We start from the raw sequence: 15,086 nt of genomic DNA on the forward strand, positions 1-15,086 counted from the left end.
AGTGACCATAAGCTCTCCTGAATCAGGAGAGCAGATTACCCCCTGGATCTGATTTCAGGCGTTGGGTGTGGATCACTATTGCACCGTTCGTGACAGCGACCGCCTCAAGTACACACTTGATAACAAGCCGATCGGCCATAAGATGCCGTATCTGCAGGGCCCCGGGAAAATCCATTTCTGCTGTCGCAGCGTCGAAACCTACATCCTGAAATCGTCTGATGAGCTCGGTATTGCTGTAGGGCAAATATCCGATAGCTCACGTGCCAGTATGGACGGGCAGGTGCCTTCGGGTACCGATTATCAGGGCTGGTTCTCGCGCCAGTCGTTCACGCGCCAGTCCCAGATCGTTGGCGTAACTCGGGCCCGGCTGATTCGTGACGGCGGCATGTCGCCCGATGACTTCTACAACGACAAGGGCGAATGGCTGACTCTGGAACAACTGCGTAACCTGGATGCTCAGGCGTTCAGCAACGCCAGACTTTAAAGCTTTTTAAGTCTTCAATCAGGCTGCCTCCGGGCGGCCTTTTTTTATTGCCGTGATCCGGATGGTGAGCGGTGAAACGGTCGGATGACCCCAAAAAGGTAACCACATGAAACTGAAAACAGTCGAAGTTAACGGCAAAAGTTATGCAGAAGTTGATGCCAGCGGTTTACCCGTCTACGTTCACGATGACGGCCAGGAAGTTGGTTTTGATGCTGTGCAGGCCGTTGGGAAAATCTCCTCTCTGAATGGCGAGGCGAAATCTCATCGTGAAGCCAAAGAAGCAGCTGAAGCCGGTCTGGCCAAGTTTGCCAAAATCGGTGATCCGGCGAAGGCGCTCGAAGCGCTGGAGATGATGACTAAAATCGACCAGAAAAAACTGATCGACGCAGGTGCTGTTGATCAGGTTAAAGCGGATATCACCAAATCCTTCCAGGCGCAGCTTGATGAAGCTACCCAGCGTGCGACGACCCTTGAAGGCCAGCTTTATCAGGAAATGATCGGCGGCCGTTTCTCTGGGTCGAAATTCATCGCAGATAAAGTAGCAATCCCGGCAGATATGCTTCAGGCGCGGTTCGGTCAGTCCTTCAAAGTCGAGGATGGCAAAGTCGTTGCCTATGACGGTTCAGGCAACAAAATTTATTCCCGCTCTAAACCGGGCGAACTGGCGGCCTTTGATGAGGCGCTGGAGTTCCTGGTGGAGCAGTACCCACAGAAAGACCACATTCTGAAGGCCAGCGGCAACCAGGGAGGCGGCTCACGGCAGTCTCAGCATTCACTCGGGCAGAAAACGATGAAACGCGATGCGTTTACCAGTTTGAGCCCGACAGATCAGCAATCAACTCTCAAAGACGGTATCACCATCGTCGATTAATTCTTTGCCAGCCGCCGGATGGCTGCTGGTGCCGGAGCTGGATAGCTCAACCAACCCTATATTTTAATCTCCAAGGAATCCATACACATGGCTAATACGCTTACCGGGTTGATCCCGACTATCTTCACGGCTCTGGATACCGTATCTCGCGAACAGGTCGGTTTTATCCCGGCTGTATCGCGCAATGCGAAAGCTGATGCGGCGGCGAAGGACCAGACTGTTACTGCGCCGGTTGCGCCACCGGCAACCACTGTTGATATTACCCCGGGGGCTACTGCGCCTAATGACGGTGACCAGACGATCGGCAGCGTTGATGTCAAAATCACCAAATCCAAAATGGCCCCGGTCAAATGGAACGGTGAGGAACAACTGGCGCTGGGGCCTGCAGGGACATACAACACCATCCTTGCTGATCAGTTTAAGCAGGCTTTTCGAGCGCTGGCTAATGAGATGGATGCAGATCTCGCGGCTTTGTATTTCGCTTCCTCCCGCGCTGTCGGTACGGCTGGTACTGCTCCATTCGGGATTGCGGGCGATCTGTCAGATGCGGCAAATGCGCGCCAGGTATTGTCCGATAACGGCTCCCCGACTACCGATTTGCAGATGGTCCTTGGTTCCTCTGCGATTGCTAACCTCCGTGGTAAACAGTCAGTTCTGTTCAAGGTGAACGAGTCTGGTACCGATGCGCTGCTGCGTGAAGGTATCGTGGGCCGTCTGGAGGGATTCAACATCCACGAATCTGCACACGTCAAAAAACGTGCAGCATCGGCTGCCGCTGATTATCTGGTAAATGGTGCAAAATCTGAGGGTGACATCCTGATCGCGATTGATACCGGCACGGGTTCTTTCACGGCAGGTGATATTGTGACGTTTGACGGTGACAGCAACAAATACCTCGTTGCTGCAGCTACTGCTACCACTATTACCCTGGCGGCACCGGGCTTGCGTCAGGCGCTGGCGGATAACTCCGCGATTACTACCGTAGGTGGATATACCGCAAACATGGCATTCGACCGTAACGCGTTCCTGCTGGCTGCGCGTACCCCGGCAATGCCGCAGGGCGGTGATACTGCGGATGACGTCATGAACGTTACTGACCCGGTGTCAGGCATCACTTATCAGGTTGCTCTGTACCGCCAGTATCGCCAGGTGCGTTACGAAGTCGGTTTGTCCTGGGGCGTAGCAGCAGTTAAGTCGGCGCACTCAGCGTTGTTGCTGGGCTGATAAATAGGGGCTTCGGCCCCTTTATTTTTGTGGAGGGCTTATGGCCGGATTAACAAAAGAGCAGCGCGCACAACGAGCTGCTGAGCAAACTGCGTTTACGCAGGCGGATAACAACGTATCTGTATCGACCACATCGCAGTTGGTGGCGATGGTTACCGATTTCCCGGCATTCCCCGGCGCTCCTAATACCGCCAACGTTCACCTTGATGAAGTGGAGAACTGGAAGGCGCACGGCTGGAAAGAAATGGAGTGATGCATGATCACTTTCATCACTGTTGAAGATGTCAATTCGATTCTCGGTGCCACCTGGGCGGTTGAAAGCAAAAAAACCAAATCTGTGCTGATGGCTAATACCTGGATGAATGGGCTTAACCTGAGAATGCCGTGCGATAAGGCAACTCACGAAACCATCATTCCTGACGATGTAAAACAGGCAGGCGCCTATGCGGCGCTGGCGGCGGCAAATGGTGGGTTGTATCAGCAGAAAACTGATTCTGGCGTGCTCCTCAGCAAGACGGTAGATGCCGACGATGTCAGCGTTTCGAAGACTTTCGCAGAACTCGCTACCAACAGCTCGGCATTGCTTGATTCTGATCTGCAGCTGGCGCTTGCAATGCTAAAGCCATATGGCGTTAGTCAGTCTCAGGTGCGGCTGGTAAGGGGGTGATGTGGGGATTCGTGACGAATTGCAGGTTGAAGTTGCCGCGGCATTTAATACCGACCTGCAGGATGCCGTTAAGGATTTCACTGGGGCATACACCGTTCGGGGTGCCTGGGACCCGGTGATGGAAACCGGCACTGAAGCGCAGGTGACTTACTCGGGGCGCGGAGTGCTGGCGCGCTATAAACTCCGCCGCATCGATGGTGTTAACATCCTTCATGGTGATGTGAAACTCACCGCCCTCGTTAATGAGGTCACCGACAAGCCAGCGGTTGAGCACATCATCACGGCACCTGACCCGATTACTGGCGTACTCCAGCGCTATGAGGTCATTACCGCTTCTGCAGACTCTGCTGGCGCTGCGTACTCCATTCAACTGCGGAGGGCGTGATATGGCTAAGGGCTGGAACATTGACCCGGCGGCATTCGCCGGGCTGGTGGAGGACGACGTCAGGTTACGGCAAAGAACCATCGCCATTCAGTTGCTGAATGAAATCGTCCAGCGATCGCCTGTAGGTAACCCGGAGTTATGGGCCATAAACGCCACCGCGGTTCAGTACAACAAAGCGGTAGGTGAATGGAACGAAGCTCTTTATGCCGATTCTGCCAACCTGACAAAGACTGGCCGTCTCAGAAAGAAAGTCCGTGTTAACGATGGCATGGATATCAGGCGTCCGGCTGAGTATCGAGCAGGAACCTTTCGGGCGTCGCATTTTGTCAGCATCGGCGAACCGGATCAGTCAATACCATCCGAGCCTGACCCGCGCGGAACAATGACATTCCTCAACGGGAAAAATATCATCAATCAGGCGCCGGCCTACTCGGTGATTTACATTCAGTCAAACCTCCCTTACTCCGTACCGCTGGAGAATGGCCACTCTACGCAAGCGCCGACAGGCGTCTATGCCGTCTCATTTAATGGTGTGATTCAGGCCTACAAATGACCCTCACAGAAATAAGAAACGTTGTCATCAGACGAATGACGACGCAGACCGCTATTGCCCAGGATGCGGTGGACTACCCAAACGGTCCTGTATTCGATCTCAGCGGTCGAAAAATCTGGGCGCGTCTTACTGACATACCCGGACAAGCAGGTGCTAACGAAATTGGAGCGGGGCCGACTGTCCACCGAACAGGGGTTCTCATCATCCAGCTTTTCGTCCCTGTTGGTTCAGGCACTCTGCAGCTGACTCAGGCCGCCGACAAATTAACGCAACTCTTCGAGTTTCAGGACGACGGAGCACTGAGTTATTTCGCCGTATCCGCCATCCCGGCAGGTGAAACCGATGGCTGGTCTCAGCTCAATCTTCAAATCCCTTATCGCGCTCTGTAGCGCACAATCAACAGGAGGCACCTGTGAGTTCAGGCGCAAAAGTAGTTACCGCGTTTATTCGCGAAACCACACCGGGAGAGACACCCTCTGCTGGTGTCTGGAACCTGTTACGCCGTTCGTCGTTCGGGCTGATGCCAACGCAGAACACCAACGATAACGATGAAATCGGCGGTGACCGTATGGCACAGGGCGTTTCCCGTGGCACGATTGATGTCGGCGGTGATGTCGGCACCAAATTTCGCTGGAATCAGCATGATGATTTTCTGGCGAGCTGTTTCGGAGCGGATTGGCTCGATAATGTGCTGACGATGGGCAACAACCGCATTACTTTTTCAGTTTCTTCATACGCTGATGATGTAGGGATCGCACAGATTGCCCGCGGTTGCCAGGTTGCCACTTTCCAGATTGAAATCCCGAATGATGGCGACATCACTTCGACCATTACATTCGCCGGGCTTGACTGGGAAACCAAAGCCGACGATACCAGCTATTTCACTAACCCGGTGGATGGTGCTGGCGCGCTGCGCTATTCGTTTAAGGAAGTGACAGGCCTGAGTCTGAACGGGGTGGCGGGTGGTGCCGGCTTCTGTGTGGATACGTTTAATATCCAGTTTGATAACAACATGCAGACTCAGCGCTGTATCGGTACCGGCTCAGCATTTGCTGGCGCAAACATTCCGACGACCTTTACACCGTCTGGTCAGATCACTCTGTCATGGTCCAAGGCGGCCTGGGAGATCTACAAAAAAACCTTCACCGGCGAAACAGTGCCGTTTACCTTCACGCTGGAGAACGCCGAAGGCGCTTATACCTTCAGTTTTCCTGAAGTGCAAATTTCTGGCGACTGGCCGGACGCCGGGAATACTGACATCGTACAGGTTCAGCTTGATATCACGGCCGCCAATACGCCGCCAACCATTACCCGCGCGCCAAAAGTACCGGCGACGGCAATCAGTGTTGCGCCAGCCACTTCAAATGGCGCAGTCGGCTCTACGGTGACATTAACCGCCACGCTTACGCCTGCTGATTCAACAGATATCGTCCAGTGGACGTCATCGGATCCTGCGATTGCCAGTGTAGTTTCTACCGGGCAAAAAACGGCGAAAGTGACCCGCAATGCTGCCGGGAACGCCACGATCACCGGGAAGGCTCGCACCTTTACGGCAACCTCTGAAATCACTGTCACCGCACCTTAATTTCCCTGACCCGTTCCGCAGAACATCGCGGTTCGGGCTTTTTATGGAGTCTGTATGCTGATTATTTCGTCTCGACTTGATCTGAGTGGCGAGCGTTGGTTCTTCCCTTTTAAAAAGCCTGATGGCCGTAAAAAGAAATTCACACCTGAAGAAGAAGCACTGTTTAAACTTCGCCTGCTGGTGGCCAGCAGCGAGAATCCACAATACCGCTCACGCAATGCGCTGGTGCGGCGCCATATCGACAAAATGGACGCGAGCTATCAGGTCGGTACCGACGCGTTCGATCTCGCCAGCGTGGGTGAAATTGACTCAATTGATGATCTGCTCATCGATAACTGCGCGCGCTTTCTTTTGAAAGACTGGGAGGGAGTAGGTGAGCTGGTGGATGGTATTGAGACGGCGGTTGCGTATACGCCTGAACTTGGCGTCGCGTTACTGAAGCAGAATCCCTCGTTGTATTGGCTGATTCTGGCAGAGGCTGCGAACATAGCTCAGGGTAAGGAGCAGCAGACTCAGGAAACCGTAAAAAAGCCCTAGAGGCGCAGACGTGGCTAAAGGAGTTCGGGGGCGAAAGGGGAGATAAGGCAAAATGGCGCCGGGAGCAATTGAACCTTCCGCCGATTCCTGAGCCAGAAATTGATCCAGTAACAGGGGAGATCCTCAATGCCTATGCCATGATATCGCGCAGCAGAAAATATGCTGGCATGGCCGGAGTACCGCTCCCTTTATCCCTGAATGATATTGAGCTATATCTGGCATCGCGAACCATCCTGATTGACCGCACCGAGTTTGACGCCGCTATCCTGGCGCTCGACGATGCGTGGCGTGACGAGTGGGCAGCGGAGCAGAAAAGACAGGCAAAAGTGAAATAGTCATATCATTGTCTGTCTGCATCCATGTGTTAGGATTTTTCCGATTGTAATCATAGGAAGCATGGAATGAATAAAATATTGGCAGTGGCATTGGGGGCTGTTTTACTGACGGGGTGTACTTCGCCTAAGTACAACTATGCACCAACAACGCAAAGTTTAAGTGAACCGCCAGTAGGTTCCGTAAACACATCGTATGTTGGAGACTCTCTGTTATCTCAAGGAATTTTAGCAAAATATGAAGGGATAAAAGTTACTGCTCCTGCCAGGGTTTCATGGGCTTATACTGTAACGCCAGGGAATCTAAAAAAAGTCGGTCAGGATGGCAAATCCGAGTTCTATATGCCTACAGGCATGGCCGATTCAGCAAATGTTCAGAAAGCTGCGTTGGCTGACATGTGGCAGGCATTAATGGTTAAAGATGGCACCAAAACACTCTGTGTGATTACCGTCTTCTCAGTATCAACATGTGAAGACAACATGCCTATTGAAAAAACTAACCTGAACATTAGTTCTTCTAATAATTTTCAGCAGACACTGCTGTATAACGGGCGTGTTGGTAACAAAATCAACATAGGCTACCGTGAGTCGTCATCTGATATGGCTAGACCAGCTTTCAACAACGATGTTGAATATGACTTATCTGAATCTAAAGTTATAGGTTATAAAGGTGCCAAAATTGAAGTTCTTGAAGCTACCAACCAGAGCATCCGATACAAAGTAATTAGTAACTTTAGATAATCTTTGTTGTGATTATTCATGCCCATTTGGGGGAGGCTTTTTAACTAATGGGGTAGGCAAGTGAAGATTATTGGTTATATAGCGATTGCAATAGGGTTGATCTTTGCTGTATCCGCGTTGTTCATGGATGTGACAGTAGCGACAAGCGGTGGTTACAGGGTTAACAATCTTGGATTAATGTCATCGCGCCAAAATTACATGATATTTGGAGGGTTCGTAGCCATCGCAGGTATCATCATCGCTCTGGTGGGAGATAAGCTAAAAGGGTCCGAAACTTCAGTTAAATGCCCTTACTGCGCAGAATTAATAAATCCTGAGGCGGTGAAGTGTAAGCATTGCGGGAGTGATGTAACCCCTTTGAAGACAATAGTTAACACTGACGATGCTGGGGACAGTGATAGGCTGGCTGACGTTAATGTAAAGTTAATCGCGGGGATTGTGCTGGCGGTCTTTGCGGCGATTATCGGCGCAATAATGTTTTACCGTCAATGAATTAAAAGCCTAACAGTTTTAAAGCTCTAACCTCGCTTCGGCGGGGTTTTTTATTGCCCGGAGATCGCTAAATGACAGAACAAACCTCACGCCTCGCAATCATTATCGACAGCTCTGGGGAAGAAAAGCAGGCCGATAATCTCGCAACTGCATTGGTTAAAATGACCCAAGCTGGAGACCGTGCATCTACGAGCGCTGGCAAGGTGACAAAGGCTACGGACGAAGAAAAGCAGGCTCTATCTGAACTTCTCGATCGTATTGACCCGGTGAATGCCGCCCTGAATAAGCTGGACAAACAACAACAGGATTTGGTGAAATTCAAATCCGAAGGGATGGTAGATACAGATACATTTGAGCTTTATTCAAAGCGAATCGAAGAGACTCGTAACAAATTAACCGGCTTTAGTGACGACTTGAAAAAAACTGGGCAGTCTGCCGCCCAGACAGCTTTTGCAATGCGCATGATCCCCGCTCAGATGACGGACATCGTAGTCGGACTCTCTACAGGCCAGTCCCCTTTTATGGTGCTTATGCAGCAGGGCGGGCAGTTAAAAGATATGTTCGGTGGAATTATTCCTGCGATTAAAGGTGTATCCACCTACGTAATGGGGTTGGTAAATCCATATACCGTAGCTGCGGGGGCAGTTGGCCTCCTTACTTATGCTGTTTACCAAAATCGGCTGGAGATTGAAGCAGCAACGAAAATTGCTACAACATCGCTTGGTGCTAACGGTGATGCTGCCGAACGCCTTGCGCTTAACATGGTTGCGATATCCGATAAGACGGGGCTGGCTATTGAAGAAGTTCGCAATATGTTTATTACGACCAATGACGGTGCCAGCGAGGCAGTAAATAAATTAATTGATGTCGGATATAGCTACGATGAAGCACGACAAAAAATTTCTCAATATAAGGATTCAGCTAATTTTACGGCTCTGAATGCTGATATTGACATGCATCGTCGAGAGATACTGAAAATTGGCGACTCCTGGACGGCAGCGGCAATAAAGGTAAAAAACTATTACACAGCTGCAGACAAAGGTAAGCAGGCTGTTGCTCTTGGTGGCGCAATAGACCCCACGATGAGATTTATTGGACAGGCCATTGACCTACAATCAACGATGAATGTCCTGACTATTGAGGGTAATAAAGCTGTTGCAGAGTCTGTTGATTGGATTAATAAGGAGTATTTGGCGGCTGACAGAGTCGCTGGCGCCGAAGCAAGGCTAAAGGAAGCGAGGGCGCAATCAAGAAAAATAGCTTTCTCAGGGAACAAAGAGGCGATTGAACAAGCTAATGCGCTCATTGCCGTTCGTGAAAAGGAATTGGATCAGGCCAAACAACAGGGAAATGAAAAACCTAAGAAAGAGATAAAAGGTAAAACATTTACAGAGGACGCAGCGACTCGGCTTCTTGAGCAGATACATCAGCAGACTGCCGCGATGCAGTCACAATTGGATGCCAGCGATAAACTTAATAGCGCTACGCAGGCACGGGTTAAGTTCGAGCAGCAGATCGCAGACCTCAAGTCTAAAACTCAGCTAACCGCCGACCAGAAGTCGATTCTTTCCCGTTCTGACGAAATATTGCAGGCTTATAAGCAGCAGGAGGCTTTGCAGAATTCAGTTAAGACGCTGGATGATTACAGGAAAATGCAGGAGCAAATTGCACCAAAGGAATTGCGCCAAAATGGGACGCTGCAAAAACGTCTAGAAATTCTTCAAAAGATGGTTGAGCTGAAGAAACTGACGCCGGAGACTGCTGGGAAGCAGGCAAGTGACCTGATTAGTAAATCGGTCCTGCCTGATTCCGTTATATCAGGTGTGAACAAGGCCGGTGGTACGCTGACCTCTGGAGCAACCAATAGCGACCTGTCAGGACAGGGAATGAACATGATAGGGCTGCAAATTGATCCGCAGCTGGAGGTTATCGAAAAGCTGAAGCAAGCCCAGACTGATTATGCTACCTGGCTGAACCAGCAGCAGCAGGCGATCACACAAAATACTTTACTGAATGAGCAGCAGAAGCAGCAGCAATTGCTGGCTCTCCAACAGCAAGGACAACAGAACCAGCAAGCACTAAGCACCGCAGTTTATGCCGCACAGATGCAATCAGCGCAAAATTCTTTCTCCAGTATCACCGATTCGATGGGGGCGATGTTCGGCGAGCAATCCGTAATGTATAAAGCGGCATTTGTTACGCAAAAAGCTTTTGCGCTTGCTCAGGCGGCTGTTCAATTGCCAATGGCAATGGCGCAGGCGCTTTCAAGCCAGCCATTCCCATACAACTTAGCAGCGATGGCTACTGTTGCAGGTCTCATGGCTACAATAACGTCCAGCATCTCCAGTGCTGCCGCCGTCGGCTTTGCTTCTGGTGGATATACTGGCTCAGGCGGAAAGTATCAGCCGGCAGGTATTGTCCATAAAGGGGAATATGTCTTCGATCAGGAGTCCACAAATCGAATCGGCGTGTCGCAGCTTGAGGCGTTACGGAACGGCAAGCCGCTTGATGCGACATTGGGGCGTTCGGGGTTTGGGACTGGCGTTCAGAACGTTAGCAGCGACAACAGCCGGCGAACCACTGTTCATGCGCCGATTACCCAAGAGTTTAACCTTCAGGGGGTCACGCCTGAGCAACTTAATTCTACGCTCAACCAGAATAACAGACAGCTTACCAGACAGTTGAAAGGGGAGCTTACGAAGGAGGTCATGATGCCACAGGGCGATTTTGGCCGCGCTTTAAAGAGTCGCTACGTGAGGGGGTATAAGGAATAACATGGCAGATATCCTCTACCCACATGACTATCTCCCAATGCCGCTGCAGGAAGGCTATGGGTTCCAGCCAGTCAGCCCTTTGAAACGAACTCAACTCACTACTGGCCGCGCGCGACAACGCAGGGCGTATACCTCGACTCCTACGCAAGCGACTGTATCCTGGTTTATGGAGAGCAATGTTCAGGGGCTCACGTTTGAATCGTGGTACCGTGATGCGCTCTCTGATGGTGCGGCCTGGTTTATGATGAAGTTGCAAACCCCCGCAGGCATAAAATTCTACAAATGTCGTTTTACGGATATCTATCAGGGGCCAGTGCTGGTGGCTCCTATCTACTGGCGGTATTCGGCGACGCTGGAGTTATGGGAACGTCCACTATTGCCTTCGCCGTGGGGTAACTACCCCGAGTGGATCGCAGGTAGTTCACTGCTTGATATCGCATTAAACAGGGAGTGGCCAAAGCATGACGGTGCTTAACCGGCTTTATGCCAGTAGCGGATCGGAAGTCATCATTGAAACGCTACAAATCAATATCGGTTCGACGGTGCATTATTTCTGCAAGGGCTACGACGATATTACAGCGACGACCGAAAATGGCGCTGTTTTAACCTTTTCAGCCGCAGCTATCGATATCGCCATCCCGGCCAGAAACAGTGACGGTACACAGGATTTGCAGTTCGCTGTCAGCAACATAAAAGGGGAGGTGAGTACGGCGATTCGCGATGCCCTGGCAGCGAGACAAGATGGCTCTATGACCTATAGGCAATATGTCTCAACAGATCTTAATGCTCCGGCTTCAGTGCCGTATACGCTCGCTATCAAATCGGGCTCATGGACGGCGCTGCAGGCACAAATTACCGCTGGCTATATGAACGTTCTCGATACGGCCTGGCCACGCTATCGCTACACACTTAATGATTTTCCCGCTCTTCGCTACATGAATTGAGGTTTCTCCATGTTCAATCCTGATAAATACCTTTCGGTCACCTGGCTGAAGGGCGGACGCTCTTTTCCCAAACTCGACTGTTTTGGCATTGTGAATGAGATACGCCGTGACCTTGGCCTACCTGAATGGCCTGACTTTGCAGGTGTGACCAAAGACGGCGGCGGCCTTGATAAAGAAGCCCGAAAACTGATGTTAAAGCTTGAGCGTTGTGAGCCATGCGTCGGCGCTGGCGTGGCGTGTTATTCTGGAACAATGGTCACCCATGTGGGGATTGTCGTTGAGCTGAATGGGTTGCTGCAGGTGGCCGAATGCAACCCCGGATCAAACGTTTCTTTTATGCCGATCTGGAAATTTAAACGGCGATTTATCAAGGTGGAATTCTGGCGATGACGATCCGCATTTATCCCTCCCGGCTCCCCGGCGAACCGCTGGAAACCCATCAGCATGCGCGAACGACTCTGCATGAATGGATGAAAACCAACGTAGAACATTACTCTCTTGAGCAACAGCATCCAGTAACGGTTGAAATTAATGGCTCTCCAGTTCCGCCAGAGAAATGGCCTTATTACCCATTAACGCCGGATAGTGATGTCAGAATATATCCAACTCCCTACGGCACTGGCGCTGAAATAGCTGCCTGGGCGGCGATATCTGTCGCTGTGGCGTCTGCTGCCTACTCGGTATATATGATGTCCACAATGGACAAAGGCGGCGGAAATTCATCCTCAAATGGGTTAGGGCTCGATTTAAACCCGGCAAAAGCGAACACGGCAAAACTTGGCGATCCTATTCGGGAATTGTTCGGACGTGCGCGGGTTTATCCGGATTATGTTGTTCAGGCGGTAAGTCGTTTTAACCCTGATGATCCAACCAGAATGACGGTTGAAATGATGATTTGTGTGAGCCGCGGGAATGTTGCTTTTACAAACGGCGATATCAGGATTGGCTCAACGCCTGTTTCGGCTCTTGGCGGTTCATTTTCTTATACGCTTTATCCGCCAGGGGCTAATGTTGCTGGCGATCGTCGCAGCGAAAACTGGTTTAACTCCACCGAGGTGGGCGGAACGTCCAGCGGCAGTGGCCTTGATATGGCGCAGACGGCGCCGGACTCATCCGATATTACCGCCGACAGCATGACCGTTTCAGGATCGTCGGTTTCGTTCACCGGGCTGAGTGATGGTGATGATGATAATTCACTGCCCGAGTCCTGGGTGGAGGGGGCGCTGGTGACTATTATCGCGCCGACCAATTACCTGATCTCTTCTTCATCGGGTTACAGCGTTCTGTTCAGTGACACGCTGACTGAGATTAATCCCTATGCCGGCATGCCCGTTACGCTGGAAATTAACGGGGCGGAATATGATCTCTTTATCGCTACGTTCACGCCCAAACAGGATGCTGTTCCAGGTGTGGGGGGGGCGGCTGCTTCTTTGCGTGCAAGTGCAGCACCAACAACCTATGATTTTTCGACTAACAGCCAGACGTTTAATCTGACCTGGCAGGCGACAACTTATACCGTTTCGCTTATCGCCAACTACGGCAATATGTCTGGCCTGCTGGCGGCAATCAATGAAGCGATCGCCGGGTCTAACCTGGTCGCGCAGGATGATGGCGGGGTTGTTCGCATCGTTGAGAAGTCCAGTCCGTGGCTGGGTGGCAGTATTACCGCCTCATCACTCCCGGCTTCTGTATTCGGGGATAACCCGACGTTTACAGATGGAACCGCATCCAGCGGCGGCAGCCCGGCGATCACCGCCAATGTCACCCTTGCTTATGGCAGCGGAACCGGCGCGGCATTCTCCGGCGTTCCTGAAGGAACTCAGCGATTATCACTTGCGCACCGCGGTAATGAATATCGTATCGCCTCAGCAGACGGTACGACCGCAACGGTTCAGCGTATGGTGAATGGTGCCATTGATGCAACCTGGCCTGGCTTTTCATCCAGGACAATGATCGATTACCAGGCGACAGGGATTAACGACAGCAATACGTGGATGGGGCCATTCCTGGCTTGTCCTGATAATGAGGTGGTTGATGCCTTTGAGGTCAACGTTTCTTTCCCTAGTGGGTTATGTGGATTTGATAACAAAGGGAAAAAACGCGTCCGTCATACCGGGGTGGATATTCAGTACCGGACATATGGAAGTGGCGGCGGCTGGCAGACCGCATCATTCCAGTATGAAAACAAAAACGTTAATGCCCTGGGTTATACGCACAGAATCACGCTAAACACTCCTGCGCTGGTTGAAGTCCGGATGCGCCGCCAGAACGAGCAGGGCAGCAATAATGCGCGTGACTCGATGTACTGGCAGTCGTTACGTGGCCGTTTGCTTAACCGTCCTGCCTCTTACGCCGGCGTTACGCTAATGGGTGTGACGGTCGAGACCGGGGGCAAACTGGCGGCGCAGTCTGACAGGCGCGTAAACGTTGTGGCCACGCGTATTTATGATACCGGCGCACCACGGCGAATCTCCAGCGCGCTGTTTCATGTCGGTAATTCTCTTGGCCTGGCGATGGATACCGAAGCCATTAACACCCTTGAGGCAACCTACTGGACACCGAAAAATGAGTATTTCGACTTCGCGACAGGCGACAGTGTCTCCGCGCTGGAAATGCTGCAGAAGATCACCACGGCGGGGAAATCATATTTCTTGCTGAGTGACGGACTCGCATCTGTAGGCAGGGAAGGGATTAAAAACTGGTCCGGCATTATCAGCCCGCATGAAATGACCGAAGAGTTACAGACCACCTTTTCGGCGCCGTCTGCCGATGATTACGATGGTGTGGATGTCACCTATATCAATGGCACGACGTGGTCAGAAGAAACGGTGCAATGCCGGACTCCGGATAACCCCACACCGAGGAAAATTGAGAGTTATACCCTCGATGGGGTGCTTGACCCGAACCGTGCCTATCAAATCGGCATGCGCCGCCTGATGAAATACCTGTATCAGCGGCTGGGGCATAACACGACGACAGAACTGGATGCGCTGGTCTATCAGTATGGCGATCGCATTTTGCTGACTGACGATATTCCGGGGAATAAAACGGTAAGTAGCCTGGTTATGGATATGGCCACATCTGGCGGTCAGACGATATTTACCGTCTCTGAGCCGCTGGACTGGTCCTTTGAAAACCCGCGCGCAATTCTGCGTTACCAGGATGGTTCTGCCTCCGGGCTGCTGGTGGCCACTTTTGTCGGGGATTATCAGTTGTCCGTTCCGTGGCAGGCTGCTTTTGATGAAATTCTTCTGAACGATCCGAGCATTGAGCCACCGCGGCTGGTGTTCTGCAGCTCAACGCGAAGTGTCTATGATGCCATTTTTGAGGAGATAGCCCCGCAGGCCGACGGAACCTGCCAGGTAACGACAAGACAATACAGCGACGTTTTCTACCAGTACGACGACGCCATCTATCCCGGCAACATCTCTTAAAACCAAAAATTTCCCCAATTAACTTTCTTTCGCTCAAACCCTCGTTTGAGCGAAGCCTCTTTT

17 protein-coding genes and 1 pseudogene are annotated in these 15,086 nt (G+C 51.5%); all 18 read left to right on the forward strand.

Features of this window, described 5'->3' with window-relative positions; translation table 11 throughout:
* Nucleotides 1–79: 79 nt before the first annotated feature.
* Nucleotides 80–484 (forward strand): annotated as a pseudogene (locus tag PGQ95_RS05820) (hypothetical protein); the annotation flags it as partial.
* A 106-nt stretch (nt 485–590) separates the two neighbouring features.
* Nucleotides 591–1,355, forward strand: a complete 765-nt coding sequence (locus tag PGQ95_RS05825; RefSeq protein WP_113373686.1) for a DUF6651 domain-containing protein — start codon at nt 591–593, stop codon at nt 1,353–1,355.
* A gap of 87 nt (nt 1,356–1,442) precedes the next feature.
* Entirely contained in the window at nt 1,443–2,579 is a 1,137-nt protein-coding gene (locus tag PGQ95_RS05830) for a P22 phage major capsid protein family protein (protein WP_113373687.1), read from the forward strand.
* 40 nt (nt 2,580–2,619) lie between these two features.
* Nucleotides 2,620–2,832, forward strand: a complete 213-nt coding sequence (locus PGQ95_RS05835; RefSeq protein ID WP_113373688.1) for a hypothetical protein — start codon at nt 2,620–2,622, stop codon at nt 2,830–2,832.
* Nucleotides 2,833–2,835: 3 nt separating this feature from the next.
* A complete protein-coding gene (locus tag PGQ95_RS05840) occupies nt 2,836–3,246 on the forward strand; it encodes a protein singed (protein WP_113373689.1) in 411 nt (136 codons plus the stop codon).
* Between the two features lies 1 nt (nt 3,247).
* Complete coding sequence (locus tag PGQ95_RS05845; RefSeq protein WP_113373690.1) at nt 3,248–3,631, forward strand: glutamate 5-kinase; 384 nt, start codon at nt 3,248–3,250, stop codon at nt 3,629–3,631.
* Between the two features lies 1 nt (nt 3,632).
* On the forward strand, nt 3,633–4,184 hold the full coding sequence (locus PGQ95_RS05850) for a hypothetical protein (RefSeq protein ID WP_113373691.1): 552 nt from the start codon (nt 3,633–3,635) through the stop codon (nt 4,182–4,184).
* Complete coding sequence (locus PGQ95_RS05855; RefSeq protein ID WP_113373692.1) at nt 4,181–4,573, forward strand: phage tail terminator-like protein; 393 nt, start codon at nt 4,181–4,183, stop codon at nt 4,571–4,573. Before PGQ95_RS05850 ends, PGQ95_RS05855 begins: the two co-directional genes overlap by 4 nt.
* Before the next feature lie 23 nt (nt 4,574–4,596).
* On the forward strand, nt 4,597–5,769 hold the full coding sequence (locus PGQ95_RS05860; protein ID WP_113373693.1) for a phage tail tube protein: 1,173 nt from the start codon (nt 4,597–4,599) through the stop codon (nt 5,767–5,769).
* A gap of 54 nt (nt 5,770–5,823) precedes the next feature.
* A complete protein-coding gene (locus PGQ95_RS05865) occupies nt 5,824–6,306 on the forward strand; it encodes a hypothetical protein (RefSeq protein ID WP_113373694.1) in 483 nt (160 codons plus the stop codon).
* A gap of 68 nt (nt 6,307–6,374) precedes the next feature.
* Nucleotides 6,375–6,641, forward strand: coding sequence for a hypothetical protein (locus PGQ95_RS05870; RefSeq protein ID WP_337071912.1), 267 nt, complete (start codon nt 6,375–6,377; stop codon nt 6,639–6,641).
* A gap of 66 nt (nt 6,642–6,707) precedes the next feature.
* The gene (locus PGQ95_RS05875; RefSeq protein WP_113373695.1) at nt 6,708–7,379 is read left to right on the forward strand and encodes a hypothetical protein; all 672 of its coding nucleotides are present in this window, start codon (nt 6,708–6,710) and stop codon (nt 7,377–7,379) included.
* A 60-nt stretch (nt 7,380–7,439) separates the two neighbouring features.
* Nucleotides 7,440–7,871 carry a zinc ribbon domain-containing protein gene (locus PGQ95_RS05880; RefSeq protein ID WP_337071911.1) on the forward strand — a complete coding sequence of 144 codons (432 nt, stop codon included), beginning with the start codon at nt 7,440–7,442 and terminating at the stop codon, nt 7,869–7,871.
* Between the two features lie 71 nt (nt 7,872–7,942).
* Entirely contained in the window at nt 7,943–10,645 is a 2,703-nt protein-coding gene (locus PGQ95_RS05885) for a phage tail length tape measure family protein (RefSeq protein WP_430917278.1), read from the forward strand.
* Nucleotide 10,646: 1 nt separating this feature from the next.
* Nucleotides 10,647–11,120, forward strand: a complete 474-nt coding sequence (locus PGQ95_RS05890; protein ID WP_113373151.1) for a hypothetical protein — start codon at nt 10,647–10,649, stop codon at nt 11,118–11,120.
* A complete protein-coding gene (locus PGQ95_RS05895) occupies nt 11,107–11,589 on the forward strand; it encodes a DUF1833 family protein (protein WP_113373152.1) in 483 nt (160 codons plus the stop codon). The genes PGQ95_RS05890 and PGQ95_RS05895 overlap by 14 nt, the downstream gene beginning before the upstream one ends.
* Nucleotides 11,590–11,598: 9 nt before the next feature.
* Complete coding sequence (locus PGQ95_RS05900) at nt 11,599–11,979, forward strand: nitrite transporter (RefSeq protein ID WP_113373153.1); 381 nt, start codon at nt 11,599–11,601, stop codon at nt 11,977–11,979.
* Nucleotides 11,976–15,023: a host specificity factor TipJ family phage tail protein gene (locus tag PGQ95_RS05905; RefSeq protein WP_430917280.1), complete on the forward strand. Its 3,048-nt coding sequence runs from the start codon at nt 11,976–11,978 to the stop codon at nt 15,021–15,023. Before PGQ95_RS05900 ends, PGQ95_RS05905 begins: the two co-directional genes overlap by 4 nt.
* The last annotated feature ends 63 nt before the right edge of the window (nt 15,024–15,086 follow it).

This window comes from Klebsiella sp. 141240, from assembly GCF_050600805.1.
GTDB lineage: Bacteria > Pseudomonadota > Gammaproteobacteria > Enterobacterales > Enterobacteriaceae > Klebsiella > Klebsiella aerogenes.

What these genes read in the sequence shown, in the direction of transcription:
- PGQ95_RS05890 (WP_113373151.1), top strand. Translation starts at nt 10,647, where the DNA reads ATGGCAGATATCCTCTACCCACATGACTATCTCCCAATGCCGCTGCAG.
- PGQ95_RS05905 (WP_430917280.1), top strand. Translation starts at nt 11,976, where the DNA reads ATGACGATCCGCATTTATCCCTCCCGGCTCCCCGGCGAACCGCTGGAA.
- PGQ95_RS05825 (WP_113373686.1), top strand. Translation starts at nt 591, where the DNA reads ATGAAACTGAAAACAGTCGAAGTTAACGGCAAAAGTTATGCAGAAGTT.
- PGQ95_RS05895 (WP_113373152.1), top strand. Translation starts at nt 11,107, where the DNA reads ATGACGGTGCTTAACCGGCTTTATGCCAGTAGCGGATCGGAAGTCATC.
- PGQ95_RS05900 (WP_113373153.1), top strand. Translation starts at nt 11,599, where the DNA reads ATGTTCAATCCTGATAAATACCTTTCGGTCACCTGGCTGAAGGGCGGA.
- PGQ95_RS05840 (WP_113373689.1), top strand. Translation starts at nt 2,836, where the DNA reads ATGATCACTTTCATCACTGTTGAAGATGTCAATTCGATTCTCGGTGCC.
- PGQ95_RS05850 (WP_113373691.1), top strand. Translation starts at nt 3,633, where the DNA reads ATGGCTAAGGGCTGGAACATTGACCCGGCGGCATTCGCCGGGCTGGTG.
- PGQ95_RS05830 (WP_113373687.1), top strand. Translation starts at nt 1,443, where the DNA reads ATGGCTAATACGCTTACCGGGTTGATCCCGACTATCTTCACGGCTCTG.
- PGQ95_RS05865 (WP_113373694.1), top strand. Translation starts at nt 5,824, where the DNA reads ATGCTGATTATTTCGTCTCGACTTGATCTGAGTGGCGAGCGTTGGTTC.
- PGQ95_RS05875 (WP_113373695.1), top strand. Translation starts at nt 6,708, where the DNA reads ATGAATAAAATATTGGCAGTGGCATTGGGGGCTGTTTTACTGACGGGG.
- PGQ95_RS05855 (WP_113373692.1), top strand. Translation starts at nt 4,181, where the DNA reads ATGACCCTCACAGAAATAAGAAACGTTGTCATCAGACGAATGACGACG.
- PGQ95_RS05835 (WP_113373688.1), top strand. Translation starts at nt 2,620, where the DNA reads ATGGCCGGATTAACAAAAGAGCAGCGCGCACAACGAGCTGCTGAGCAA.
- PGQ95_RS05885 (WP_430917278.1), top strand. Translation starts at nt 7,943, where the DNA reads ATGACAGAACAAACCTCACGCCTCGCAATCATTATCGACAGCTCTGGG.